The sequence below is a fragment of the Burkholderia sp. GW821-FHT14F03 genome (assembly GCF_058803765.1).
In genome coordinates this window covers 59,903-84,753 of record NZ_JBXAPG010000001.1, presented here as the reverse complement: position 1 = coordinate 84,753, position 24,851 = coordinate 59,903, and the positions used below count along the sequence as shown (strand labels likewise).

Below are 24,851 nucleotides of genomic sequence, written 5' to 3'. Positions count from 1 at the left end.
GAGGCCCCGATGATCGTCCGACCGCGCGAGCACTGGCTGCGGATGCTGTTCGTCTGGCGCGGCTCCGTGCTGCGCCAGATCCTGCCGCAGCTCGTGCTGCTGACCGCGATCAGCTTGCTCGCGCTGCGCACGGGCGGCCGCATCTTCGGCGAGAAGGTCACGCTGAACCCGACGCCGTTCACGCTCGCCGGCCTCGCGCTCGCGCTGTTCGCGGGCTTTCGCAATACCGCGAGCTACGACCGCTATTGGGAAGGCCGCAAGCTGTGGGGCGGTGTCCTGACCGCCGCGCGCGCGTTGACCTCGCAGGCGCTGTGTTATGTCGTGCCGGGCGTCGCTGCGCCGGGCGTCGCCACGTCGAGCGTCGCCACGCCGGGTGTGGCGGCCACGTCGACCGCAACTTCGCCGCGCACCGCCGGCTTCGACCGCCCCGGTTTCGTCAACCTGACGATCGCCTTCGCCTACGCGCTCAAGCACCAGTTGCGCGGAACCGATCCCGCCGCCGATCTCGCGCGCTACCTCCCCGCCCCGCTCCTGCCCGCGCTCGCCGCCGCCCACTACCGGCCGGTCGCCGTGCTGCACGCGCTGCGCGGCATGCTCGCCGAGCAGCAGCGCGCCGGCGCGCTCAGCGACACGCAGCTGTGGATGCTCGACGCGCAGCTCAACGAACTCGGCGCGAAGCTGGCCGGCTGCGAACGGATCGCGTCGACGCCGATCCCCTTCGCGTATCACGTGCTGCTGCACCGGACCGTCTATGTGTACTGCGTGATGCTGCCGTTCGGGCTCGTCGACTCGATCGGCTACGCGACGCCGTTCGTGTCGATGTTCGTCGCCTACACGCTGATCGGGCTCGACGCGATCTCGGGCGACATCGCCGAGCCGTTCGGCCCCGGGCCGAACCACCTGCCGCTCGACGCGCTGACCCGCACGATCGAGCGCTCGATCCTCGAAACGGCCGGCGAGCCGCTGCCCGGCGAGATCCGCGTCGACGCCGACTTCCGCCTTCACTGACGCCGCGCGGCGGCCGGCGTCCAGCGATAGACCACGAGGCTGGAACCGTTGTAGTTGTCCTTGGTGATCAGGTATTCGCCGCTCGCGCGCTGATAGGCGCGCAGGCCGTACATCGAATCGACGTCGTTGCCGACGTCGAGCGCCGCCGGGTTCGAGTTGGCCAGCGTGGTCACGAGGCTGCCCGTCGCGAGGTCGAATACGTCGACGTCCGGCACCGTATGCACATAGCCGACGAACAGATAGCCGCCCGCCGCCGCGATCGACTTCGGATTCGGCCTGGCCAGCTGGATCACCACGCCGGGCGTGGTCGTGTTGCCCGCGCGCCAGCCCGGATACACCTCGATATGGCCGTTCATCGCGGTCCAGTCCCAGTTGTTCGCGAGCCCCTGCGCGAGAATCATCGTGTCGCGTCCGGCCAGATAGATCACGCGCGTGAGCGGCGCGACGCTCGCCGGCACCGCGCTCGTCTGCGGCGCGCCCCATGACGGCACGCCGTTCGCGTCGAAGCCGGCCAGCGGATAGCGGGTCAGCGCGTTGGTGCCGGCGAGGCCCGCCCATACGTCGCCGTTGTCGTCGAGGCAGAAGCCGTTCGTCACCTGCAGCTGCGTGCCGAACGCCGGCCCGGGCAGGGAGGCGTCCGGAATCGCGATATAGCCGCTCGCCGCATTGAAGTGATAGAAGTTGAAGTTGCCCGGGTTCTGGCCCGACGCCACGAGGATCCGCCGCCCGCCGACGCTCGCGAGCTGGCCGAAATGCTGGCCGCGCTGGTAGTCGTTCATGTCGAGGCGCGGATCGCGCGGATAGGTGAACGGATCCACCGTATTGGCGACGAATCCGCCGCCCGCCCCGCCCGCATAGAGATTCATGCCGCTGTAGAAATACGCGCCGTCCGTCACCGGGTCGGGCGCGGCGACGCCCTCGAAGTTGAGCGCCTGCAGCGTCCATAGCAGGTTGCCCGCGCCGTCGTAGGCATGCAGGTCGGTCGTGCCGTTGCGCCCGAGGTCCCAGCCGCCGCCCCACGGGTTGTTCAGCACGTACAACGTGCCCGTCGCGTCCCTGCCGATCCCCGCCACCCGCGTGAAGCGGCGCGCGCCCACCTGGCCGCGGATCCCGGTCGTGGCGTCGAGATAGCCGCCCGTCACGCCGAAGGTGTCGAGGAGCGTGGGCGCGGCGCGCAGGTCGTAGCGCTTGATGTTCATGTCCGGCCCCTGGTCGCCGACCATCAGCAGGCCGGCGGCGGCATCGTAGTAGAGCGCGGACGGCCGCGCGGCGGGATCCATCCTGATCGTCGCGAGCGGCGCGCCGGACGGCGTGAAGCCGTCGATCTCGGCCGCGGCCCGGCGCGCGACCCACAGGTTGCCCGCGCCGTCGAGCGCGAGCGCGCCCGGCCCCGTCACCGCGAGATCGCGCTGCCAGACGCCGTCGGTCGTGAACAAGCGCACGCGGTTGCCGAAGAAATCGCTGGCGTACAGCTGGGTGCCGGCGGTCGCGAGGCCCGTGATCACGTCCGCCCGGCTGACCGCGTTCCACACGCTGACCGGAATCACGAGATCGCGCTTGAGCGTGGCCCGGTCGTAGCGCCCGACCGAGCCGCTGCCCGGCTTCGTACTGACCTGCAACGCGGCGAAGATCGAGGTCGCGTTGCCGGTGATCGCCCCACCCTGGAATTCCGCGTGGGTGCCGATCGAGCCCAGGCTGCGCCCGTTCCGGTAGATCGCGACGCCGCCCTCGTTTTCATCCCAGAACGAGGCGGTGTAGACGGCGCCGTCGGGCGCGACCCACAACGCGCGCGCGCCGTTGCCGACGTGGGTCGCCAGCGTGCCGAAGGTATTCGCGAGCCAGTCGGTCGCGTATTGCGCGCGGCAGGCCGGCGCGAGCGCCGCCGCCCCGATCAGAAGGCCCGCGCACGCGACGCGGATTCGTTGCGTGACCATGAAAGCGCGCTCCTTGTCGTCGAGTGAAGGACACCACGAAAACTCTGCCGCACGGGCGATGAAACGTCGATGACAGCCGCCGGGCCGTCCTGCCTGGCCCTGGCAGAAACACGCCCGGCCCGCCTGATCGGCTAAGATACGCCCGCCTCGCAACTTCCGCTTACCGGAGTGATTCCCGTGATTCAACCGACCCCCGTATTCAAGGACAACCTCGCCCAACTGCCCGCGATCGACGCCATCGCGCGCATCGATCTCGTCGACGCCGCCGGCGCGGTGGTGGCCAGCATCGAGAACCAGCCGGGCAAGCAAGGCTCGCTCGCGCTCTATCATTATCTCCAGCAGGCCTTCGGCACGCTCGACGCGCGCGCCGCCGAGCACGGCCTCGCGGTGTTCGGCGAGCACACCGCCGATGCGCGCAACCGTCCGGGCGCGCATCCGAACGTCGACCGCCTGCTCGCGATCGCCGCGGGCGCGCCGGCGCTGCGCATCGACGTCATCGCAGCCTGATCGCCTGATCGCCTGATCGCCTGATCGCCTGATCGCCTGATGCGCGCCGCCGCGGCGCGCATCAACGCTCATTGGAACGCGGCCCGGATCAGGTACGCGTTCAACGCGAGTATGACCGCCGCGGCCACCCCGGCCACGACCCGCAGCGCGCGATGCTGCACGTGCGCGCCCATCACGTCGACGCGCGCCGACAGCACGCACAACGCGATCATCGGCATCGGCAGCACGAAGCTCAGCACCACCTGGCTCAGCACCATCGCCCGAGTCACGTCGCAGCCCGCCGCGACCACCGCGAACGCGGGCGCGATCGTGACCGCGCGGCGCACCCACACCGGCACCCGCTGCCGGATGAAGCCCTGCATCACCACCTGTCCCGCCAGCGTCCCCACCACCGAACTGGACACCCCCGACGTCAGCAGCGCGACCAGGAACAAGCCGCCCGCGGCCGGCCCGAGCACCGGAATCAGCGCGTGATAGGCCTCGCCGATATCGGCCATCCCGGGGGCCGTACGATGGAACGCCGACGACGCGGTCATCACCATCGCGAGATTGACGAAGCCCGCGAGCCCGAGCGCGACGGCGACCTCGCGATTCGAGAAGCGCAGCAGGCGCCGCCGCTCGGCCTCGTTGCGCGGCGCGGTGCGCCCCTGCGTGAGCCCCGAGTGCAGATACAGCGTGTGCGGCATGATGGTCGCGCCGATGATCCCGACCGCGAGCGTGAGCGCCGTGCGATCGCCAAGCTGCGGCACCACCAGGTGATAGGCCACCGCGCCCCAGTCCTGCGGCGCGATCAGCAGTTCGCCGAGGTAGCTCGCGCCGATCACGCCGACGAGCGTGGCGATCGCCGCCTCCAGCGGCCTGAAGCCGCGCCGCTCCAGCATCAGGATCGCGCAGGTGGCAAGCGCGGTCGCCACCATGCCCACCAGCAGCGGCACATGGCACAACAGGCCGAACGCGAGCGCGCCGCCGAGGAATTCGGCGAGATCGGTCGCCATCGCGGCGATCTCGGACGCGCCCCACATCGTCCAGACGAGCGGCGCGGGAAAATGCTCGCGGCACAGCTCCGCGAGATTGCGGCCCGTGACGATGCCGAGTTTCGCGGACATCGCCTGGAACAGCATCGCGACCAGGTTCGCGGCCAGCACCACCCACAGCAGGCGGTTGCCGTAAGCCGCGCCCGCCTGGATGTTGGTCGCGAAATTGCCGGGGTCCATGTAGCCGATCGAGGCGATCACGGCAGGACCGACGAACGGCAGCAGCGCGGCGATGCCGGTGCGGCGGCCTTCCAGCGCGGCGCGCGCCGCCGCTTCGGTGCGCGTCGTCGACGCGCCCGACAGGGCGAAGCCGTCGGCGGAGGGATTCGAGACAGGAGGCATGGCGGATTCCTTCGTGCGGGGAAGAAAAATCGCGGCCGGCGACGCGCCGGCCGCGCGTCGCATCACAGCGGCACCACGTCGGGGCGGGTGCGCGGCAGGCCCGCGAGGATCCCGGGCGCGAGATTCAGGTGCGCCTCGACGAGCCGCGGCGGCGTATGCGCGAGCCAGTCGGTCAGCGAGACCTCCGCGTAGTGGTCGGCCTTGAAGATCTCCAGGAACACGAGATCGGTCTTCCCGGTGTTCTGCACGTAGTGTCCGAGGCTCTTCTTCACGTAGCCGACGTCGCCCGCGCGGAAATCGGCGGTCTGCGCCTTCGGGCCGGTGTCGAACACCGTCATGCGCGCCTCGCCCTGGATGTAGTACTGCCATTCGTCGGCGTTCGGATGCCAGTGCAGCTCGCGCATCCCGCCCGGATGCACGGTGACGAGCGCCGCCGCGACGGTCTTCGAGACGCCGAAGTTGCCGCTGTCGACGATCCGCACCTCGCCGCCGCGCGTGCGGATCAGCGGCTTCATGTCGCCCATCGAGAAGATGAACGGCTGCTTCGGCTCACCCTTCGGCGACGCGGCCGCGCGCTGCGCGTCCGCGAGCGGGCCGGGATCGCCGCCCTGGAAGATCCACAGGTTCTCGAGCGGGATCTTCGCGAACGCGCTCGCCGGCACGCCGAAGTTCAGCGCGAGCACCTCGGGCGGCGTATGCGCGATCCAGTCGGTCAGCAGCAGCGTGTTGAATTCGGAGGCGCGGCCGTTATCGAAGGCGAGCAGGAATTCCGCGCCGTCGACGCCGACGCCCTGCAGCGAATGCGGCAGGCCGGGCGGGAAATACCACAGGTCGCCCGCTTTCACGTCCTGCACCGAGGGCCGCCCCGCCTCGTCGAGCACCGTGATCCGGCAACGGCCGTCGAGCATGAACGCCCACTCGGCCTGCTGATGCCAGTGCATCTCGCGGATGCCGCCGCGCGTGAGCCGCATGTTGACGCCCGAAATGGTGTCGGAAATCGCGAAATCGTCCTGGGTCACCTCGCGCGCCCAGCCGCCGTCCTGGATGCGTTTATGTGAATTATTGAACGAGGCCCAGAATAACGGCATGCCGTTGATATCAGTGGCTGGTGGATCCTGGAATGAAGGAAATTGATTCATTACCGCCTGGTTTTTCGGACCGGGGTCCGTCAGGCTTTGCGGATTGCGGGCATTCACCGCGCCTTCGGGCGGCTGATCGGGATTGCCGAACGACGCGGCCCGCGCCGAGATCGCCACGCCCGCCGCGGCAAGCGCGCCGGCCGTACCCGCCAGCATTTTGCGTCGGGAAAGATTCGTCATGGATCATGCTCCATCGGTTAATTGAAATGATTTCCCGGCGCGTCGATTCGATTTTCTTCAGATCACCCGCGCCGCCCGACAAGTTAAATACAAAATCAGTACTTATTTAAATGATTTGTCGAGATAAACCGATGAGTTAATGTGATTTCCTTTAAATATGTAATCTTCGCGGCGCGGGCGGCGCGCGGCGACGCCCGCGCCGATTTTCGATTTCGCGCGCCGGGATGAGAGAATCGCGAAACGATTTCTCATGACTGTCGGAGCCTGCATGAAGCACCTGCTGTCCAAACTGCTCGTGGCCGCCGCGTGCGCCGCACTCGTCCCCACGCTGGCCGCGCGCGCCGCGACGCCCCCCGGCATCTTCGTGATCGCCACCCAGATCGGCGAATTCACGACGCTCGATCCGAGCGAGATCTACGAGCTGGTGCCGTCCGAGTACGTTGCGAACACCTATGAACGCCTGGTGCGCGTCGACCTGCGCGACCCGACCAAGTTCGAAGGCCGCATCGCGCAGGCGTGGAGCGTGAGCGCCGACGGCCTCACCTATACGTTCAAGCTGCGCCCCGGGCTCACCTTCCATTCCGGCAATCCGCTGACGGCCGACGACGTCGCGTGGTCGCTGCAGCGCACGGTGCTGCTCGACAAGGGCCCGGCCGGCGTGCTCGCCGACCTCGGTCTCGCGAAGGACAACGTGGCGCGCAAGGTGAAGAAGATCGACGACCTCACCGTGTCGCTCGAAACCGACCGCAAGTACGCGCCCAGCTTCGTGCTGAACGTGCTGAGCGCGGGGCCCGGCTCGGTCCTCGATCGCAGGCTGCTGATGTCGCACGCAAGCGGCGGCGACTTCGGCAACGCATGGCTCAAGAGCAACGACGCCGGCTCCGGTCCGTATCAGCTGGTCAAGTGGACGCCCAACGAAAGTCTCGTATTGCAGCGCTTCGAGGCTTATCGCGCGCCGTATCCGATGAAGCGCGTCGTGCTGCGTCATGTGCCGGAGGCGTCGGCGCAGCGCCTGCTGCTCGAGAACGGCGATGTCGACGCCGCGCGCAACCTGAGCCCCGACAGCCTGGCCACGCTGTCGAAGGCGGGCAAGATCAAGGTGGCGTCGTGGCCGGTCGCCGCGCTGCTGTATCTGAGCCTCAACACGAAGAATCCGAACCTCGCGAAACCCGAGGTGCAGCAGGCGATGAAATGGCTGGTCGACTACGACGGCATCCAGCACAACATCGTCAGCACGACGTACAAGGTTCACCAGACCTTCCTGCCCGACGGCTTCCTCGGCGCGCTCGATGCGAACCCGTACCGGCAGAACGTCGCGAAGGCGAAGGCGCTGCTCGCCAAGGCCGGGCTGCCGAACGGGTTCTCGGTGGCGATGGACATGCCGAACGACTATCCGTTCATCGAAATCGCGCAGGCGCTCCAGGCGAATTTCGCGCAGGGCGGCATCAAGGTTCAGCTGATTCCCGGCGATGCGAAGCAGGCGATCGGCAAGTATCGCGCGCGCCAGCATGACATCTTCATCGGCGAGTGGTCGCCGGACTACATGGATCCCAACAGCAACGCGCGCGGCTTCGCGTGGAATCCGGACAACTCGGAACAGTCGAAGACCAAGATGCTCGCATGGCGCAACAGCTGGGATATTCCGCAGTTGACCACGCGGACCGAGGCCGCGCTCGTCGAGCCGTCGCCGGCCAAGCGCGCGAAGCTTTACCAGGGCTTGCAGCAGGACGTGCTCGATCGCTCGCCGTTCATCGTGATGTTCGAGAAGGTCGTGCAGGTCGCGACGCGGCCCGGCGTGACGGGGCCGGAGATCGGGCCGATCAACGACTTCGTGTCGTATCGGACGCTGGCCAAGCCGTGACGGGCGCGCGCGGCGGCGACGGCCGGGCAAAGGCCGGGGCGCAGGGATCGGCGTGATAGCCCGGGTGCCGGCTTTCGAGCCAGTAACCGGCGATGACGCGCTGCAACTGCGTGCCGTCGCGCAGCAGCGCGCAGGCATGCGCGACGCTGGCCGGGCGGCCATCGAGCAGGTGGGTGGGCGCCGGCGCGTGTTCCGTCGCGGCGTCCGCCCTGCTCTCGCGGCGCGCCGACCCGGGCGCCTCGCCCGCCAGCGCGGTGCGACACAGTACGGCGAGCGGCCCGAGCACCGGGTCTGCGGTCTTGCCTTCCACATAGCCGAGCAGCGACGCGCATCCTGAGGCCGCCGCGCACCACAGCGCCTCGCGCGCCCTGTCGTCCGCGTCGAGCCGGGCGACCCAGCTTTCGACCCGGTGGCCGGGCAACGCCAGCGCCGCGCGCAGGAACCACTCCGGCGTGTCGATATGCGCCCATGCCGGCGCATCGACGGCAGCCGCCGCACGGTGCGGCGCGATACGCAGCAGCGCGGCTTGCGCCGCTTCGCGAACCGGCGCGGCGTCCGCGCGCGTGAGCGCGACGAGGTCCGGCTCGAAACGCGGCAGGCCGAAGGCCAGGACCGTGCGCGCGACCGCCTCCAGCACACTGTCAGGCGACACATGCGGAATCGATGCGACCGCGGCGTCCGCGGCCTCGGGCGTGACGGCGGCCGCCAGCCTGAGCTGGGTCGCGATCGCGGCATCGTCGGAGGCGGGCGGCTGGAATACCGCGTCCTTCGCCACATGCCGCGCCCAGCGCTGCCACTCCCGCGCCAGCGCATACGGCGACGCGCAATGATCGAGCCACGCGGCGAGCGCATCGCGCCAGGCAGCGCGGGCGTCGAAACCCACCAGCAATCCCGCGACGAGCATCGGAACCTCGCCGGGACCGTTCTGCTCGACCCATGCGTCCAGGCGGCGCCACGCGGCCTCCGGCCTCGACACCAGCCCGCGCAGGTGGCCCAGCAAACGCTTGTCGACGCGCAAGCGCTCCGCGGACGGAACCGCCCATGTCTCCAAGCCGCGCATCCGCATCGGCGCGAGATGCAACAGCTCGTCGAAGTGATCCTCGCAAAAGCCCTGCGCGAAGGCGTCGTGTGACAGCGCCGTCATGACCTACTCGGCAATCACGTCGACGACGGTTTCGCCCGCCGCATGCCCGTGGAGCAAGCGGGCGTTGAGCAGGTCGAAACAGGCGAAATCCACGGCGAAGCACACGTCGAATTCGAGCGCGATGGTGCGCGGATCTTGCTGGAACGCGGCGACGAACAGGGTTCCGGCGGCGGACGGATCGACGTCGGGGGGCGCGAAGCCGCCGCACATCGCGACCTTGCCCCACACGGAGAATTGCTCGCACAGCTGGCGCGCTCGAGCCGCGTCGAGCGGTGCATGGTACTGCACGGAGACGGTGCAGCCTGGAATGGGCGCCGACTCGTCGAGTTCGAGCTGGAACGGGTACGGCGGCGCGGCGGGCAAGCGCGGGTAGTCCCGCCCGATCGTCAGCGGCGTCCCGTGCGCGGCGTCGCCGTCGAGGAACGCGGCATCGACGCCGCGCATGCGCAGCAGATTCCGCGCGATCAACAGATGCCCGAGCAGGCCGTCCGGGACATCGAGACGCCATGCGATGCGGTGCGGCGCGTCGTCGCTGCGCTCGGCGAGCCAGCCTACGCGCGGCGCGGGCGTGCCCGGGGTCGCAGCGCCCTGCGTGGCGGGAATGCAAAATCCCGCGTCGACCAGATCCACGAACATCCGCACCGGATCGCGAACGTCGACCGGCAGGTCATCGACTTCGAGCAACTCGCCGAGCTTCGCGCCCGTTGCGTGCACATCGACTTTCACGTCTTGCCTCCGTCAGGAAGGGGCCGGATTCATTGCGGGGTGTCGAATGCGCCAAGCCATCGCGCGACGCCATCCTGCTCGAGCGCGTAAACGAGTGTCGATCCGGTCACCGATTCGACGCGCACCGGCCTCACCAACGCGCCGACCGACTGGTAAACCGACACCCAGTCGCCCTTCGCCGTGTCACCGATGCTGGGCCGTTCCCCCGCCCGGATAGCTATGCCGTGCTTCAGCTCGCGGACCATCACATCCGGCAGGTTTGCTATCCGGCTGCTGAATTGGTTCTGCTCATCCAGCAACGCGACCTGATCCCGGTTCAGAAAGGTCAGCCAGTTCACACGCTTGACGAAGGTTCTCCGCGCATATCGTGGGGCATCGCCGCCGGTCTGGGCTTCGATTCTCAGCAAGCGGTTCTTGATGCCGATCCCGTAGCCCGGCACATCGAGGCCCGGGTAACGCTGGATCGCGGCGGCAACACGCCGTCGCGCCTCGTTGGTCTGCTCCATCGTAGGGAGGTCGATCGAGAAATTCATGGCGATTCCACACGACCCTGAAATGAAGGCTTGATTCGCCACGATGTCGAGTTCGCCGAGCCAGTCGATCACCCCGTCCTCGACGAGCAGCGGATGGTCCAGCGGAATCGAGCACGCCACCGACGAATAGGGATAGACATCGCCCGGTTCAGGCTCCGTATCCGGTTTGCGCGGCCAGAATGCGATCTTGATTTGCGCGTCGCTCGTCCCCTCCGGCGCACCGCCGAGCAACATGAAATATTGCTTGCCGCGCGCATAGGTCGGATTGCCGCACCAGGTCGGCACCAAGGTTTCCGCGCGCGCCGACCAGCGCTTCGTGCGGCCGTCACCGAGATCGTAGTGCGACAGGCGCGTGCCGAGCAGTGCTCGCGCTTTCTCGTAGAAGTCGAGGACTTCCGGGCCTTGAGCATGCTCGAAAAATATTTCGAACCATAAACAAGGCCCCGCAAGCCGTAGGCCATCTTCTTCGTAAGTCAGGTTTTCCAGAATCGTCATATCGGTATCGAATAGAGAATCTCACTCGTCCGTTCTTCAGGGAAGCTCGAATATCGGCTCGCCTTCCATCACGCCGCGCCCGCCCATCCCGCCCAGCAACTCGCCGAGCCCCTGCAGTCCGCGCCCTGCCGCTGCAAGCCCCTGCTGCATCGCCTCCACCGTCCGTGGGTCCATGCCCTGGAACAGCAGCTTGTCTTTCGCATAAGACTCATCGGGTGCCACGACGAGCGCCTCCACTTTGGTTCCTTCGCCGCATCCGCAGCTTTTTGCGCTCAGCTCCGGCTTCCCACCATAAGGATCCTTGCCGCCGTTTTCCTGGGTATTGATGTCGTTGTAGTCATCGAGCTGCGTGTTTCCATTCGCCCCCACCTTGGTCCCCCACTTGTCCGGCGTCTTGTCGGCCCGTGTGAACTTGAGATCCACCACGCTCGTGTTGCCGTTCTCGGTGATCGTCAGGTCGGGCCGGCGCACCTGTTTCGCGACCTTGCCCATGAGGCTCCGGATCGCCTGCCACCAGTTGCCATAGCCGGACACCCAGCCGCCGCTTTCCAGCCCCCACGCTCTCTGCGGCGCCACCTTCATTCCGCCGACGTCCGTGACCCCCTTGACCGCCTCCCACGCCGCCTGGAAACACTTTTCCTTGTCCGACATCTTGCCTTGCGGCTTGTCTTCGTCGTCCACCATCATGTTCTCCTAGGCTTCCATACTGCCGCTGATCCCGCCCATCCTTTGCACGAAATCCTTCCCCATGGCCTCGTCCGCCTTGTCCTGATCGCACCAGCAAAAAATCCGGCACAGCAACCCACCCTGCGCGAGCAGGTTGCCCTGCGTTTCTGCCGGGCTACCGGTGTTCGGCCCATTGCCGTTCATCATCATCGGATCGGACAGGCGGGCCGCATTGCGCTGCTCGATCTTCACGTCGAAGCTGTAGTTCGTGAACTTCGCCCAGCCCCGGTTGACCCCGGACACCACGCCGCCCCCCGCGCCCGGCTCGTTGCCATAGCTCGGCCGGAACTCGGATTCCTTCAGCGCGGCAGGCACGCCGTTCGTCGTCACGGTTCGCGAGCCGTTCACGAGATCCTTCGAGAACGCGGTATTCACGTAAGGCACGACGCCCGCGCCCGGCGTCTTGCAGAAATCCGGCCCGGCGCTCATGACCGAGCCGTCGCTGTGCTGATGCACGATCGTGAGGTTATTGACAATCACTGTCGGAATCATCGCTTGCTCCCGCGCCTCGCAAGTCCAGCCGGACCGCCGCGCGCCACGGTTTGACATCGGACGAGGCCGCCACCATCGCGCGGCGATAGCCGTCCAGCCCATCCAGCAGGTCGTGGTGCGCGAGCAGACAGTTCAGCGCCGCCGAGGCCGCGCCGGTATCTCCCCACACCTCGGCCGGGTGCCGCAAGTCGAGCGGACTGCGGAACGCATGCCCATTGCGCAGGAATGCGAAGTCCCACTCCGCGCTGCGCCATGTCTCGCCGTTCAAGTCGGCGTAGCAGCAATCGATGCGCGCCGCCCCGGCAGGCGCCGACGCCTGAGTCTGAGCCAGCGCCAGCGTCAAGCCGCGCCCTTGCGTCGCCTTGCCCTCGAACCACAGATCGGGCTCGGCGCCGAAGCCGACGCCGCCCAGCACCACGCCCGGACGGCCGCTGCCCGCGACGCCCTGGTCCCGTCGCACGACGGCGAACGCGGCGCCCTCGCCGGGCGTGAAGCCATGCGGCGTATCGCGCGCCTTCACGCGCCGCCCTTGTTCCAGCCAGTGCAAATAGTCGAGATCCACGAGCGAATCCGCCGCGCCGACGACACAGGCCTCGTATCGCCCCTCGCCGATCCAGTGCGCGGCCAGCGCGAGCGCCGAGATGAAACCGACATGCCCCGTATCGAACACACGGCTCGCCTCGCGATCCGCGCCCTCGTAAGCTGCGATGATCGCGCGCGCGATCGATCCCATGCTCGTCTTCGGCAAGCCGACGCGATGCGGCGGCAAGGCCAGCAGCAACGGCACGCCGGCGCGCAGCGCGCGCGCGGCGTCGAGGTCGCCAGCGCCCTCGCGCAGCGCCTGCGCGAGCGCCGTCCGGCCGAGTTCGACGATGCGCTCGCCGACCGGCAGGTCGTCGTCCAGGCAGTCGAGCTTCGCGACGACGAGGTCCGCGCCGAGCCACGCGCTCGGATGACGCCGTGAATGCGCGATGCGCGGGCATCCGGCCAATACGGCGTTGGCCGCTTCCGCCGCGTTCAAGCCCGCCGCGCAGATCGCGCCGAATCCGGCGAACGCCACCGGCGCGGTCGCCGTGGACGCCGGCTCAGATACCGAAGCGGGTGCGATCGTAGGCATGGCGTTTGGTGTCGATGTGCGTGACGTCCACGATGCGCGCGTCGCGTCCGCAATTGAGCGTGCTGCGCCACACGAGGATCAGGCGCGCATCGTCGGGTTCGAGCATGACGCGATCGAGCTGCACATCCTGCCGCACGCGTTGCTTCCCGAGGTAGGACTGGATATTGAAGAACACCCGCGGCAGCGTGAACGCAAGCCGCGCCTGCGGCGCGAGGTGCGACAGCACCGCCCGCTCGCCGCCGACCAGGGGCGCGTCGGTGCGCATGCCCGGCGCGCCCGCATTGAAAAAGGCGGGCTGGAAGTCGTCCGGAACCAACGGTGCGCGGGTCCGCATCCACTGTTCGTCCGCCGTACCCGCCAGCCGCTTGCGCGCCGCCCATGCCGGCGGAATCGCAGCCCAACCGGCAGGGGGCGGTCGATCCCGCCAACTGCGGATCAGCGACGCAGGCGCCTCGACCTGCGGCAACGGCCGATCGACGGCGGAAGCAGCGTTCGCATAGTAGCCGCACCCGACAGGATTAGGTTCGTAGACGCTGTCGTCGTCCGCGCACACGCCGCCGAACGCCTGTTCGTAGCGCAGCGGCACCCGCGCGAACGGTTCCGGCTCGGAGCTGCGCACTCCGGTAAAGCGCCGCTCCCAGCGGCGGCTGCCGAACACGCGCAGCCGCTGCGCGAGCGGCCCCACCTCGACACCCACGTCGAGCCGCCGCACTGGCGCACCGTCCGGCGCATGAGCGGATGCGTTGACGATCACGGCCGTCCCGGGATGCGCATAGACCAGTTCGGCGTCGCGTCGCAGCGTGGAAGCGCCGGCCTCGCCGAAGTACTCGGGCGCGCGCATCACCGGCTCCTGCGCGTCGGCCAGCTCGATCGAACCATCCGGTTCGACGCGGTAGGTCGCCTTGATCACGACCACCCAGATGTGGTCGCCGGCCGCGTTGTACACGACCGCGCGCTCCGCAGCGAACGGCGTCGCGTTGACGATCTGCAGCACGCGCGCGCCTAGTTGATCTCGACCGTCGCGCCGCGCAGGCGCTGCGTGCCGGTGGCATAGCTCGCGATCGTGCTGCCGCGCAAGACGATGCGCCCGTCGCGGCTCAGCGACAGGCTCGCGGCCCCGCACCGCAAGGACAGGTCATGCGCGGACTGGAACGCGAGCGACCCCGCGAGCGCGCCCGCCGGCTCGACGGATCGTCGGATCAGGCCCAGCACGATCGGGCGCAGCGGGTCCGCCTGCTGGAACAGCAGCGCAGCCTGACGCCCCACCGCCGCCGCATCGAGCGCCGCGGCGCACAGCGCCGCGAGCGGCGTGCCCGCTGGATTGCCCGGGTAGTCGACGTACACGCCGCGCAGCGCATCGACGCACGTGATCGTACCGATCGCGATGTCGCCATCGGTACGCGCCTCCGCGTGTTCGTCCAGCACGTGCAGTCTCTCGATCTTGCCCATGGAACCTCTCCCCGTTGTCCGGACCGTCGCCCGTCGGTGCTGCGAATGGATGTCCACCTTGTTGCCGTTGATGCGGATCGGCGCCGCCCCGTCGAACGCGATGCGCGCCCCGTGCGGGAAAAGGGCCGCTGCTGTCGAGAATCAGCGTCGCCTTGCCGCGCTCGTGGCCGGGGCGTCGAACCGGAAGCACGTCGGTTCGTCGCCCCGACCGGAGGAATCAAAGCCGCGCGGCCCGCCCTCGGCGTCTTCGTGCGTGAACGGCGCGGCGCAGCCGTGACAATGCCGCGCCGAACCGCCGGACCTGCCGCTCGATGCTTGCGGCGAAACCGTCGCGGGCGGCCCGATCAACGGCTTCACCGTTATGTTGGAATCGCGCGGAACCGGACCGCGCCGCACGTCGAACGGCGTCGATAATCCCTCGGCGCACTGAAAATCGCCGAACTCCCATGCGACGGTTCCGGAAAGCCATGTCTTGATCGTCAGCGGGCGACTGCTTTGCAGATTCAGGAAACCCGCAATATCTGACATTTGCATTATCGCCCCCGAATATCGAATTATTGGCGCCGATTAAGACGACGCATCATAGCGCCGCGCCGCCTTTAAAACCACTGCCATTTCGTCGAGCAACGCAACCGCCAGCACCAGCCGATACGATCCGGTAAATTCGACAAATCGAGCCAGATCATAATTTTTCGGAAAGGTAAATAATTCAAGCTTTCTTGCCTGGCAACATTAATTCCGCAAAATATCCGGAAATCCGAACCTCGATCGACCGAATGGCCTTAAATTGAACCGCGCATTATATTGATGAGCCGTAACGTGATGCATGCCGCGCCGACATTTACCTTTCACCGGGTTACGTTCGAATCATGCCGAAGTCCCCCGCTTTCCGGGAATCGTATTGCCGCCGTTTCAAAGCGGAATGCCATTTATCGAATTGCGCCGCGCGCGTCGCAAGCCGTCAATCCGGCGCGCTTGAGTTCGACGGCGTGAATGCCGCGCGCCTCGAATCGACCACCCCGCCGGCGCGAACCTCGGGCGGCCGCTCGATCCCAGGCTCCCCCTCATCCCGCGTACCTGCACGCGCCCGAGCAGCCGCAGTCCGGCGCGCCCCGTTGCGCGCCGCCCGCTGCGATTCCGCGCCGGGCTCAGCCCTCCCCCTGGAAACGCCCCATGACGGATCGTGTGCCCCACGCCGCCGCGCCCGAGCGTCCCGGCAACCGCCCGCCGGGCGCGCCGCGTCGGGCGACCGTCGCCGGCTGCGCGTTCCACGTCGGCGTCGGCATGACGCGCCGCCGTGCGAATGGGAACCGTCGGCGCGGCGCATGAGCGGCCATTGACGTCGACCGCGCCCGAAGCCACCACCCCGCCCCGATCCGCGAACGCCCACATGGATAACCTGCTGCCCTACTACGAACGCGAACTCGCGCTGCTGCGCGAGTCGCTCGGCGCGTTCGCGCTGCGGCACCCGAAGATCGCCGCGCGCTTCGCGGTGAGCGACGGCCATGCCGAGGACATCCATGTCGAGCGCCTCGTGCAATCGTTCGCGCTGCTCGGCGCGCGCATCGGCGAGGTGCTCGACGACGACATCCCCGCCTTCACCCACGCCCTGCTCGGCACGCTCGATCCCGCCACGCTGCGCCCGTTTCCCGCCTGTTCGATCGCCCGGTTCGAGCCCGGCGATGCAGCCGGCCAACTGACGACCGACATGACCGTGCCGCGCGGCACGCAGCTCGAAAGCCGGGTGGGCGCCTGCCGTTTCCGCACCGCCTACGACGTCGTGCTGACCGCGCTGACGGTTGCCGACGCGCGTTACGGGCCGCCCTCGAACGCGCCCTCGCATGCACGCCTGCCGGAGCGCACCGCCGGGATCCTGTCGATCGGCTTCACGCCGTCGCAGGCCGAACGCCCGTTCCCCGCGAGCGTGGCGCCGACCGTGCGCCTGCATCTGCACGGCGACCCGATGCTCGTGGCCGCGCTCAACGATGCGCTGCTGCTGAGGGCCTCCGCCTCCTTCATCGAGGTGGACCGCGACGGCCGCTGGAAGCCCCTCGCCAAGGTGCCGCTCGCCGCGGCCGGCTTCGATGCGCACGACGCGCTCGCGACGCCCCCCGAGTACTCGCACCCGGCCGCGCGCCTGCTCGGCGAATATCTCGCCTTCCCGGCCAAGTTCGCCTTCGTCGATCTCGATTTCGCGCGGCTCGCGCGCGCGGCCGGCCCGTGCCGCCACCTCACGCTGCATCTGCCGATCAGCGGCGCGGCCGACGACGCGCCCGCCCTGCGCGCGCTCGACGCCGTCGCGGCCGCGCACCTGAACCTGTTCTGCACGCCGATCGTGAACCTGTTCGAACTGGACGGCGCGCCGATCGCCGTCAAGCCGGGCGTCGCACACTACCCGGTGGCGCCGCAGACGCTGCGCGCGAGCGGCGTCGACGTGCATTCGGTCGACGCGGTCGGCATGCTGCGCCGGAGCGCGCCCGGCAGCGACGCGGGCACGCCCGTGCCGCCTTACTGGTCGCTCGGGCACGGCCGCGCCGCGTCGCGCAGCGCGTGCTTCTGGATCGCCGAAACACAAGGGCCGGCGGACTGCGCGCTCGCGATCACGCTCGTCGACCTCGACGGCAAACCGACCGCGCCCGACGCGGATCAACTGAGCCTGAGGCTGACCTGCTCCAACGGCGACCGGCCGCGCACGCTGCCCTACGGCGCGCCGGACGGCGACCTGCTCAACGAAAAGGACAACCTCGCCGCGCGCATCGCGATGCTGCGCCCCGCCTCGCCCCGGCAGTCGCCGCGCCAAGGCCGCGGTGCGCACTGGCGGCTCATCGCCGGCCTCGCGCCGCACGTCGTCATGCTGCTGCCCGCCGGGCTTGCCGCGCTCAAGGGTCTGCTGCTGCGCGGCAACGCGGGCGACGCGCCGCAGATCGAGGGCATCGTCGATCTCACGCACCGCGCGGTCATGCAGTGGATGGCCGTGAAGCCCGTTTCCACCTTCGTGCGCGGCGTCGAGATCACGCTCACGCTCGACGAAGCCGCCTTCGTCGCGAGCAGCCTGCATACGTTCGCCGTCGTGATGGACGAATTCTTCGCGCCCTATGCGCCGCACAGCGGATTCATCCAGATCGTGCTGCGCGGCCGCGGCAGCCGCCGCGAGCTGTGCCGGCGTCCGCCCCGCATGGGCGAGATGCCCTTGCTGTAGCGCCCCCGTCGCCCGCGAGCACACGCGAGACGCTATCATCGTCCCCGCACCATAGTTTTTTTAAGCTGGCGCGCATTATTTTGACTTCGTTAGATGAATGACATTTTCGCCACACACGACAAATATCTAACACACCCTCATGCCGCCCGCCTTCGCCGAGACCGTCGAAGCCCGCTTTGCCGACCTGACGCCCACGGCGAAGCGCATCGCGAGCTACATGCTCGCGAACCTGGATCGCCTCGGTCTGGAGACGGCTGACCAGATCGCGCAGCAAACCGGCACCAGCGGCATCTCGGTCGGCCGTTTCCTGCGCAGCGTGGGCTACCGGAACCTGGATCACCTCAAGCGCGAGCTGCGCGGCGACGCCGAGCGGCCCTGGCTCATCACCGACCGCCTCGACGCTCACCGGCGCACGGCGCCCGCGATGGAGGCCCGCACGCTCGACGCCTCGCTCGCGCGCGAGCTGGACGCGATCCGCCACGTCTACCAGTTGGCCGACGGCCCGGTCTTCGCGCGCGTCGCCGACCGCATCGCGCAGGCCGACGCGGTATACATCCTCGGCATCCAGTCGACGCGCGGCGTCAGCAATGCGTTCCAGAGCTACCTCGAATACCTGCGCCCGCGCGTGTTCTATGTCGACGGCCTGTCGGGCGCCTACGTCGATGCGCTGAATTCGGAATTCGCGCAGCCTTATTGCATCGTCACCGACATCCGCGCCTACGCACGGATCGCGCGGCGCTATTGCACGGCGGCCGCCGAACGCGGCGTGCCGTTCGCGCTCGTCACCGACCCGTACTGCGCCTGGGCGCGCGAGCTGCGCTGCGACCTGTTGCAGGTCAAGACCGACGTGGGCCAGTTCTGGGATTCGCTCGCGCCGCTCACCTGTCTCTTCAACCTGCTGATCACGGCGGTGGTGGACCGGCTCGGTCCCGCCGTCGACGCCCGGGTCGCCCGCAACCGCGCGTTGCAGCGCGCCTTCGATCAGTTCGAATCCTGAGGCACCGCGCCATGACCCCATCCCGCCTCGTCGAAATCACCCCCGCCGCGCACGACGTCGAGCTCGATCTCGTCTACGCGACCGACCGCAACCTGACCGGCCGGCCGATCTACCGGCATGCGCATTGCCTGCTGCTGCCCGCCGCCGCGGCGGCGCTGCGCCGCGCGGTGCGGATCGCCGCGCAGGCCGGCCTCCGGCTGCGCCTCTACGACGCGTACCGCCCGCCCGAAGCACAACGCATCCTGTGGAACTGGCTGCCCGATCCAGCCTACATCGCCGATCCCGCGCGCGGCTCCAATCACAGCCGCGGCGCGGCGCTCGACCTGACGCTGGTCGGCGCGGACGGCCACGCGCTCGACATGGGCACCGGCTTCGACGAGATGACGCCCGACTCGCAGCATTTCCGCGACGGGCTGCCCGAGGCCGTGCAGCGCAACCGCCTGCTGCTGCTCGGCGTGATGCGCGCGGCCGGCTTCGCGCATATCGCCGGCGAGTGGTGGCATTACGAACTGCCCGACGCGCGCGCCCTGCCGCAGATCGGCCATGCCGACTGCGGCCCGTGGCGGCTGATGTGAAGCCGCGCCGCCCCGGCCATGTCCCGCCCATGATTCACCGACTTCCGGAGTTCGCATGAAGCCCCTGCTGCCCAGGCTCGCCCTCGCGCTGGCCGTCGCGTCCGCCTGCCTTGCCGCGCCGCCCCCCGCGCGCGCCGCCACGCCGAAGGACATGTTCGTGATGGCGACCCTGCTCGACGAATTCACCTCGCTCGATCCGGGCGAGATCTACGAGCTGGTGCCGGAGGAATACGTCGCGAACACCTATGACCGCCTCGTGCGCGTCGATCTCGCCGACCCGGCGAAATTCAACGGCGACGTCGCGCAATCGTGGCAGGTGAGCCCCGACGGCCTCACCTACACGTTCAAGCTGCGCCCGGGCCTCGCGTTCCATTCGGGCAACCCGCTCACGGCCGACGACGTCGCCTGGTCGATCCAGCGCACGGTGCTGCTCGACAAGGGGCCGGCCGCGGTGCTGGCGGGCCTCGGGCTCACCAAGGCGAACGTGCTGCAACGCGTGAAGAAGCTCGACGACACGACGGTCTCGATCACCACCGACCAGAAATACGCGCCGACCTTCGTGCTCAACGTGCTCGGCGCCTGGCCCGCGTCGGTGCTCGACCGCAAGCTGCTGCTCTCGCACCAGCAGGGCGGCGACTTCGGCAGCGGCTGGCTGAAGACCAACGAGGCGGGCTCGGGTGCGTACCGGCTCGTCAAGTGGACCGCGAACGACAGCCTCGTGCTGCAGCGCTTCGACGGCTATCGGCTGCCGCTCGCGATGAAGCGCATCGTGCTGCGCCACGTGCCCGAAGCGGCCAGCCAGCGCCTGCTGCTCGAAAACGGCGACGTGGACGCGGCGCGCGACCTGAGCCCCGACGATCTCTTCGCGGTGCAGAAAAGCGGCAAGGCGAAGGTCACGCCCTCGCCGCAGGCCACGCTGCTCTATCTCGGCCTGAACACGAAGAACCCGACGCTGGCGAAACCCGAGGTGCAGGAGGCGCTGAAGTGGCTGGTCGACTACAGCGGCATCCAGAGCCACGTCGTCGAGACGACCTACCAGGTGCACCAGACCTTCCTGCCCGACGGTTTCCTCGGCGCGCTCGCGCGCAATCCATACCGGCTCGACGTCGCGAAGGCCAAGGCGCTGCTCGCCAAGGCCGGCGTGCCGGACGGCTTCACGGTCACGATGGACGTGCGCAACGATTACCCGTACACCGACATCGCGCAGGCCGTGCAGGCGAATTTCGCGCAGGCGGGCGTGAAGGTGCGGCTGATCCCCGGCGACAACAAGCAGACGCTCGCGAAGTACCGCGCCCGCCAGCATGACATCTACATCGGCGAATGGTCGGCCGACTACATCGACCCGCACAGCAACGCGCAGGGCTTCGCCTGGAACCCGGACAACTCGGACCGGTCGAGCTACCGGATGCTCGCGTGGCGCAACGCCTGGGCCATCCCGCAGCTCACCGCGCGGACCCAGGCCGCGCTCGCCGAGCCGTCGGCCGCGCGGCGCGCGCAGCTGTACCAGGCGATGCAGCAGGACGTGCTCGCGCACTCGCCGTTCGTGATCCTGTTCCAGAAGGTCGCGCAGGTCGCGACCCGGCCCGGCGTCGGCGGCCTCGCGATCGGGCCGATCAACGATCTCGTCTCGTACCGCAACCTGAACAAGCAGCCATGACGCCCGCGCCCGACCCGGTTCCCCGCTCGCCGCGCAGCCGGCCCGCCGCGCGCGCGCTGCTGCGCGCGCTGCGCTGGGCGCTGACGCTCGCCGTCACGTTCGCCGGCCTGCTCGCGCTGACCTTCGTGATCGGCCGCAAGGTGCCGATCGATCCCGTGCTCGCGATCCTCGGCGATCGCGCGTCGGCCGACGCCTATGCGGCCCAGCGCATCGCGCTCGGCCTCGACCAGCCGCTCGCGACGCAGTTCATGATCTATGCGCGCGACGTGCTGCACGGCCAACTCGGCATCTCGCTCCTGACCGCGAACCCGGTGCTCGACGACATCCGCCGCGTGTTCCCCGCGACCCTCGAACTCGCGACGCTGGCCACCCTGATCGGCATCGCGCTCGGCGTGCCGCTCGGCGTCGCGGCCGCGGTCCGCCACAACCGGCCGCTCGACCACGTCGCCCGGTTCGTCGGCCTGATCGGCAATTCGGTGCCGGTGTTCTGGCTCGGCCTGATGGGCCTGCTGCTGTTCTACGCGAAACTGCACTGGGTCGGCGGCCCCGGCCGGCTCGATCCGCTGTACGACGGCATGGTCGAGCCGCGCACCGGCGGCCTGCTCGTCGACGCGGCGCTGGCCGGCGAGTGGGAGGTGTTCCGCAACGCGCTGTCGCACATCGCGCTGCCCGCCGCGATCCTCGGCTACTACTCCGTCGCCTACCTGAGCCGGATGACCCGCTCCTTCATGCTCGACCAGTTGAGCCAGGAATACATCGTCACCGCGCGCGCGAAAGGCGTATCCGAGCGCCGCGTGATCTGGCGTCATGCGTTCGGCAACATCGCGGTGCCGCTGCTCACGGTGATCGCGCTCACCTACAGCAACCTGCTCGAAGGCTCGGTGCTGACCGAGATCGTGTTCGCGTGGCCCGGCATCGGCTCCTACCTGACGGGCGCCCTGCTGAACGCCGACATGAACGCCGTGCTCGGCGCCACGCTCGTGATCGGCGCGATGTTCATCACCGTCAACCTCCTGACCGACGCGCTGTATCGCGTGTTCGATCCGCGCGCCCGCTGAACCGGCCGCGCCCGCCTCTCCGCCTACGTCGACCCTCATGGCCACGCTTCCCGACTCCCCCGTCCCGCCGCCCGCGCCTCCCGGCCTGCGCGCCTGGCTGCTCACCGACGCGCCGCGCTCGCGCCGCCAGGCCGCGCTCGGTCTCGCCTACCGGCGCTGGCGGCGCTTCGCCGCGAACCCGCTCAACCTGTTCGGCCTCGCGATCCTCACCGCGCTCGTCGTGGTCGCGCTGATCGCGCCGTTCGCGATGCCGCACGACCCGCTCCAGCAGGTGCTGCCCGATCGGCTCCTGCCGCCCGGCACGCCCGCGCACTGGCTCGGCACCGACCAGCTCGGCCGCGACATCCTGTCCCGGCTGATGGACGGCGCGCGGCTGACGCTCGGCATCGCCTTCCTGGTGGTCGCGATCGTGGTGCCGATCGGCCTGCTGATCGGCACCACGGCCGGCCTGTGCGGCGGCTGGATCGACAGCGTGCTGATGCGCCTCACCGACATCGCGCTCGCGTTCCCGAAGATCGTGCTCGCGCTCGCGTTCGCCGCCGCGCTCGGGCCGGGCGTGCTCAATGCGGTGGTGGCGATCTCTCTGACCGCGTGGCCCGCCTATGCGCGCCTCTCGCGCGCCGAGACGCTGCGCATCGCGCAGGCCGACTTCCTGCACGCGGCGCGCCTGCAAGGCGCGTCCGGCCCGCGCCTGCTGCTGCGCTACGTGATGCCGCTGTGCCTGTCGTCGGTGATCGTGCGCGCCACGCTCGACATGGCGGGCATCATCCTGACCGTCGCCGGGCTCGGCTTCCTCGGGCTCGGCGCGCAGCCGCCGAGCCCCGAATGGGGCTTCATGGTCGCCTCGGGCCGCAACGTGCTGCTCGACGCCTGGTGGGTCGCGACGCTGCCCGGCTGCGCGATCCTGCTCGTGAGCATCGCCTTCAACCTGCTCGGCGACGGCTTGCGCGACGTCCTCGACCCGCGCCATGGAGCCTGACATGACGCATCCATCAACGCCCGCCCCGCCGCCGCTATGCGAGATCGACGGGCTGCAAGTCAGCTTTCGCGGCCATGACGGCCGCGAGATCGAGGCCGTGCGCGACCTGTCGCTCACGCTCGCGCCCGGCGAACGGCTCGGCATCGTCGGCGAATCGGGCTCCGGCAAATCGCTGACCGGCCGCGCGCTGCTCGGCCTGCTCCCGGACAGCGCGCACTGGCGCGCGCGCGGCCTGCGCTTCGCCGGCCGCGACCTGCTCGCGCTCTCCCCGCGCGAACGCCGCCGGCTGTGCGGCAGTGAAATGGGCATGATCCTCCAGGATCCGAAGTTCTCGCTGAATCCCGTGATGACGGTGGGCGCGCAGCTCGCGGAGGCGTTCCGGCTGCGCGAGCCGCGCCTGCGCGGCGTCGCGCTGCGCGCGCGGATCGAGGACGCGCTGGCCGCCGTCGAGATCCGCGAGCCGCGCCGGGTGGCGGCCGCGTATCCGCATGAACTGTCGGGCGGCATGGGGCAGCGCGTGATGATCGCGATGATGGTGTCGACCGGGCCGCGCCTCCTGGTCGCCGACGAGCCGACCTCCGCGCTCGACGTGGCGGTCTCGATGCAGGTGCTGGCGGTGCTCGACGCGCTGGTCGCGCGCCACGACACCGGGCTGCTGTTCATCAGCCACGACCTGCCGCTCGTGATGTCGTTCTGCGATCGGGTGGCGGTGATGTATGCGGGGCGCGTCGTCGAGACCTGCGCGGCGCGCGACCTCGCGCATGCCAGCCATCCGTATACGCGCGGCTTGCTCGCCGCGACGCCGCCGCTCGTCGATCCGCCCGACGCGCTGCCGGTGCTGCGGCGCGATCCGGCCTGGCTCACGGGAGAACCGCGATGATCGAAATCCGCCATGCCTCGGTACGCTTCCCGACCCGCGGCGGCCACGTCGACGCAGTGCGCGACGTCAGCCTCGACATCGCGCGCGGCGAGGCATTCGGCCTCGTCGGGGAATCCGGCTCCGGCAAGTCGACGCTGCTGCGCGCGCTGACGGGCCTCGCGCCGTTGTCGGCCGGCACCCTGGCCATCGACGGCCGCACGCCCGACGGCGCACGCGATCGCGCGCTACGGCGCGACGTCCAGATGGTGTTCCAGGATCCGTATGCGTCGCTGCATCCGCGCTTCACGGTCGATACCACGCTGCGCGAGCCGCTCGCGATCCAGCGCCTGCCGGATCCGGATGCGCGCATCGGGCGCGCGCTCGAGGAAGTCGGCCTGGATCCGTCGTTCCGGTTCCGCTATCCGCATCAGCTGTCGGGCGGGCAGCGGCAGCGCGTCGCGATCGCGCGGGCGCTGATCGTCGAGCCGCGCGTGCTGCTGCTCGACGAACCGACATCCGCGCTCGATGTTTCCGTTCAAGCGGAAATTCTGAACCTGCTGCGACGCCTGCATCGCGAACGCGCGCTGACGATGCTGCTCGTGAGCCACAACCTCGCGGTGGTGGGGTTTCTGTGCGGGCGGGTGGCGGTGATGCGCGACGGCGCGCTCGTCGAGCAACTCGACGTCGATGCGATTCGCGCGGGGCGCGTGGCGAGCGATTACACGCGCGGGTTGCTGCGCGCGACCCAGGGTTACCGTCGGCATGCGGCATCGGCCGCCTGACGCGATGCGCGCCGCTGAACTCCGCGGCCGCGCAACGGTCTATGATGATCTGCTGTTG

Annotated in this window: 23 protein-coding genes; 11 read left to right on the top strand and 12 right to left on the bottom strand. The window is 69.1% G+C overall.

All coding sequences use genetic code 11. The features are described 5' to 3' along the window. Positions 1 to 9 precede the first annotated feature (9 nt). Positions 10 to 1,008, top strand: coding sequence for a bestrophin family protein (locus AC1RQF_RS00365; RefSeq protein WP_492870973.1), 999 nt, complete (start codon positions 10 to 12; stop codon positions 1,006 to 1,008). On the opposite strand, the gene AC1RQF_RS00360 is transcribed toward AC1RQF_RS00365, so the two are convergent. Continuing rightward, entirely contained in the window at positions 1,002 to 2,942 is a 1,941-nt protein-coding gene (locus AC1RQF_RS00360) for an NHL repeat-containing protein (RefSeq protein ID WP_492870972.1), read from the bottom strand. The genes AC1RQF_RS00365 and AC1RQF_RS00360 overlap by 7 nt on opposite strands. Before the next feature lie 177 nt (positions 2,943 to 3,119). On the opposite strand from AC1RQF_RS00360, the gene AC1RQF_RS00355 reads away from it, so the two are divergent. Further along, positions 3,120 to 3,449: a DUF2322 family protein gene (locus AC1RQF_RS00355; RefSeq protein WP_273995788.1), complete on the top strand. Its 330-nt coding sequence runs from the start codon at positions 3,120 to 3,122 to the stop codon at positions 3,447 to 3,449. A gap of 68 nt (positions 3,450 to 3,517) precedes the next feature. Here the strand turns inward: AC1RQF_RS00355 and AC1RQF_RS00350 are convergent, their stop codons facing one another. Both AC1RQF_RS00350 and AC1RQF_RS00345 read right to left on the bottom strand, forming a co-directional pair. Next, entirely contained in the window at positions 3,518 to 4,825 is a 1,308-nt protein-coding gene (locus AC1RQF_RS00350; RefSeq protein WP_273995785.1) for an Nramp family divalent metal transporter, read from the bottom strand. 62 nt (positions 4,826 to 4,887) lie between these two features. Then, a complete protein-coding gene (locus tag AC1RQF_RS00345) occupies positions 4,888 to 6,144 on the bottom strand; it encodes an oxalate decarboxylase family bicupin (RefSeq protein WP_273995784.1) in 1,257 nt (418 codons plus the stop codon). A gap of 268 nt (positions 6,145 to 6,412) precedes the next feature. On the opposite strand from AC1RQF_RS00345, the gene AC1RQF_RS00340 reads away from it, so the two are divergent. Then, a complete protein-coding gene (locus tag AC1RQF_RS00340) occupies positions 6,413 to 8,005 on the top strand; it encodes an ABC transporter substrate-binding protein (RefSeq protein WP_492871138.1) in 1,593 nt (530 codons plus the stop codon). On the opposite strand, the gene AC1RQF_RS00335 is transcribed toward AC1RQF_RS00340, so the two are convergent. The 9 genes from AC1RQF_RS00335 to AC1RQF_RS00295 form a co-directional block, all read right to left on the bottom strand. Beyond that, entirely contained in the window at positions 7,965 to 9,149 is a 1,185-nt protein-coding gene (locus AC1RQF_RS00335; RefSeq protein WP_492870971.1) for a hypothetical protein, read from the bottom strand. The two genes, AC1RQF_RS00340 and AC1RQF_RS00335, sit on opposite strands and share 41 nt — an antisense overlap. A 3-nt stretch (positions 9,150 to 9,152) precedes the next feature. Beyond that, the gene (locus tag AC1RQF_RS00330; protein ID WP_273995782.1) at positions 9,153 to 9,875 is read right to left on the bottom strand and encodes a hypothetical protein; all 723 of its coding nucleotides are present in this window, start codon (positions 9,873 to 9,875) and stop codon (positions 9,153 to 9,155) included. A 29-nt stretch (positions 9,876 to 9,904) separates the two neighbouring features. After that, entirely contained in the window at positions 9,905 to 10,903 is a 999-nt protein-coding gene (locus tag AC1RQF_RS00325) for a type VI immunity family protein (protein ID WP_273995781.1), read from the bottom strand. A gap of 36 nt (positions 10,904 to 10,939) precedes the next feature. Further along, a complete protein-coding gene (locus tag AC1RQF_RS00320) occupies positions 10,940 to 11,587 on the bottom strand; it encodes a hypothetical protein (protein WP_273995780.1) in 648 nt (215 codons plus the stop codon). A gap of 9 nt (positions 11,588 to 11,596) precedes the next feature. Beyond that, positions 11,597 to 12,109, bottom strand: a complete 513-nt coding sequence (locus AC1RQF_RS00315; RefSeq protein ID WP_273995779.1) for a DUF4150 domain-containing protein — start codon at positions 12,107 to 12,109, stop codon at positions 11,597 to 11,599. After that, the gene (locus AC1RQF_RS00310) at positions 12,096 to 13,238 is read right to left on the bottom strand and encodes a hypothetical protein (protein ID WP_492870970.1); all 1,143 of its coding nucleotides are present in this window, start codon (positions 13,236 to 13,238) and stop codon (positions 12,096 to 12,098) included. Before AC1RQF_RS00310 ends, AC1RQF_RS00315 begins: the two co-directional genes overlap by 14 nt. Then, positions 13,207 to 14,232, bottom strand: a complete 1,026-nt coding sequence (locus AC1RQF_RS00305) for a DUF2169 family type VI secretion system accessory protein (protein WP_492870969.1) — start codon at positions 14,230 to 14,232, stop codon at positions 13,207 to 13,209. The genes AC1RQF_RS00310 and AC1RQF_RS00305 overlap by 32 nt, the downstream gene beginning before the upstream one ends. An 8-nt stretch (positions 14,233 to 14,240) precedes the next feature. Continuing rightward, complete coding sequence (locus tag AC1RQF_RS00300) at positions 14,241 to 14,687, bottom strand: DUF6484 domain-containing protein (RefSeq protein ID WP_273995776.1); 447 nt, start codon at positions 14,685 to 14,687, stop codon at positions 14,241 to 14,243. A 141-nt stretch (positions 14,688 to 14,828) separates the two neighbouring features. After that, a complete protein-coding gene (locus AC1RQF_RS00295) occupies positions 14,829 to 15,215 on the bottom strand; it encodes a hypothetical protein (protein WP_273995775.1) in 387 nt (128 codons plus the stop codon). 862 nt (positions 15,216 to 16,077) lie between these two features. Between AC1RQF_RS00295 and tssF the strand changes: the two genes are divergently transcribed. From tssF to AC1RQF_RS00255, 8 genes are all read left to right on the top strand, one after another. Then, the gene (tssF, locus tag AC1RQF_RS00290) at positions 16,078 to 17,886 is read left to right on the top strand and encodes a type VI secretion system baseplate subunit TssF (RefSeq protein WP_492870968.1); all 1,809 of its coding nucleotides are present in this window, start codon (positions 16,078 to 16,080) and stop codon (positions 17,884 to 17,886) included. A gap of 139 nt (positions 17,887 to 18,025) precedes the next feature. Continuing rightward, on the top strand, positions 18,026 to 18,883 hold the full coding sequence (gene sapR, locus AC1RQF_RS00285) for a sap1 transcriptional regulator SapR (RefSeq protein WP_273995773.1): 858 nt from the start codon (positions 18,026 to 18,028) through the stop codon (positions 18,881 to 18,883). Between the two features lie 11 nt (positions 18,884 to 18,894). Continuing rightward, positions 18,895 to 19,458, top strand: a complete 564-nt coding sequence (gene ddpX / locus AC1RQF_RS00280) for a D-alanyl-D-alanine dipeptidase (protein ID WP_273995772.1) — start codon at positions 18,895 to 18,897, stop codon at positions 19,456 to 19,458. Positions 19,459 to 19,513: 55 nt separating this feature from the next. Further along, positions 19,514 to 21,115, top strand: coding sequence for an ABC transporter substrate-binding protein (locus AC1RQF_RS00275; RefSeq protein ID WP_492870966.1), 1,602 nt, complete (start codon positions 19,514 to 19,516; stop codon positions 21,113 to 21,115). Beyond that, positions 21,112 to 22,173: an ABC transporter permease gene (locus AC1RQF_RS00270; protein ID WP_492870965.1), complete on the top strand. Its 1,062-nt coding sequence runs from the start codon at positions 21,112 to 21,114 to the stop codon at positions 22,171 to 22,173. The genes AC1RQF_RS00275 and AC1RQF_RS00270 overlap by 4 nt, the downstream gene beginning before the upstream one ends. A 37-nt stretch (positions 22,174 to 22,210) precedes the next feature. Next, positions 22,211 to 23,152, top strand: coding sequence for an ABC transporter permease (locus AC1RQF_RS00265; RefSeq protein WP_273995769.1), 942 nt, complete (start codon positions 22,211 to 22,213; stop codon positions 23,150 to 23,152). 1 nt (position 23,153) lies between these two features. Beyond that, complete coding sequence (locus tag AC1RQF_RS00260) at positions 23,154 to 24,032, top strand: ABC transporter ATP-binding protein (protein ID WP_492870964.1); 879 nt, start codon at positions 23,154 to 23,156, stop codon at positions 24,030 to 24,032. Continuing rightward, entirely contained in the window at positions 24,029 to 24,793 is a 765-nt protein-coding gene (locus AC1RQF_RS00255; protein ID WP_273995767.1) for an ABC transporter ATP-binding protein, read from the top strand. Before AC1RQF_RS00260 ends, AC1RQF_RS00255 begins: the two co-directional genes overlap by 4 nt. Positions 24,794 to 24,851: the final 58 nt, after the last annotated feature.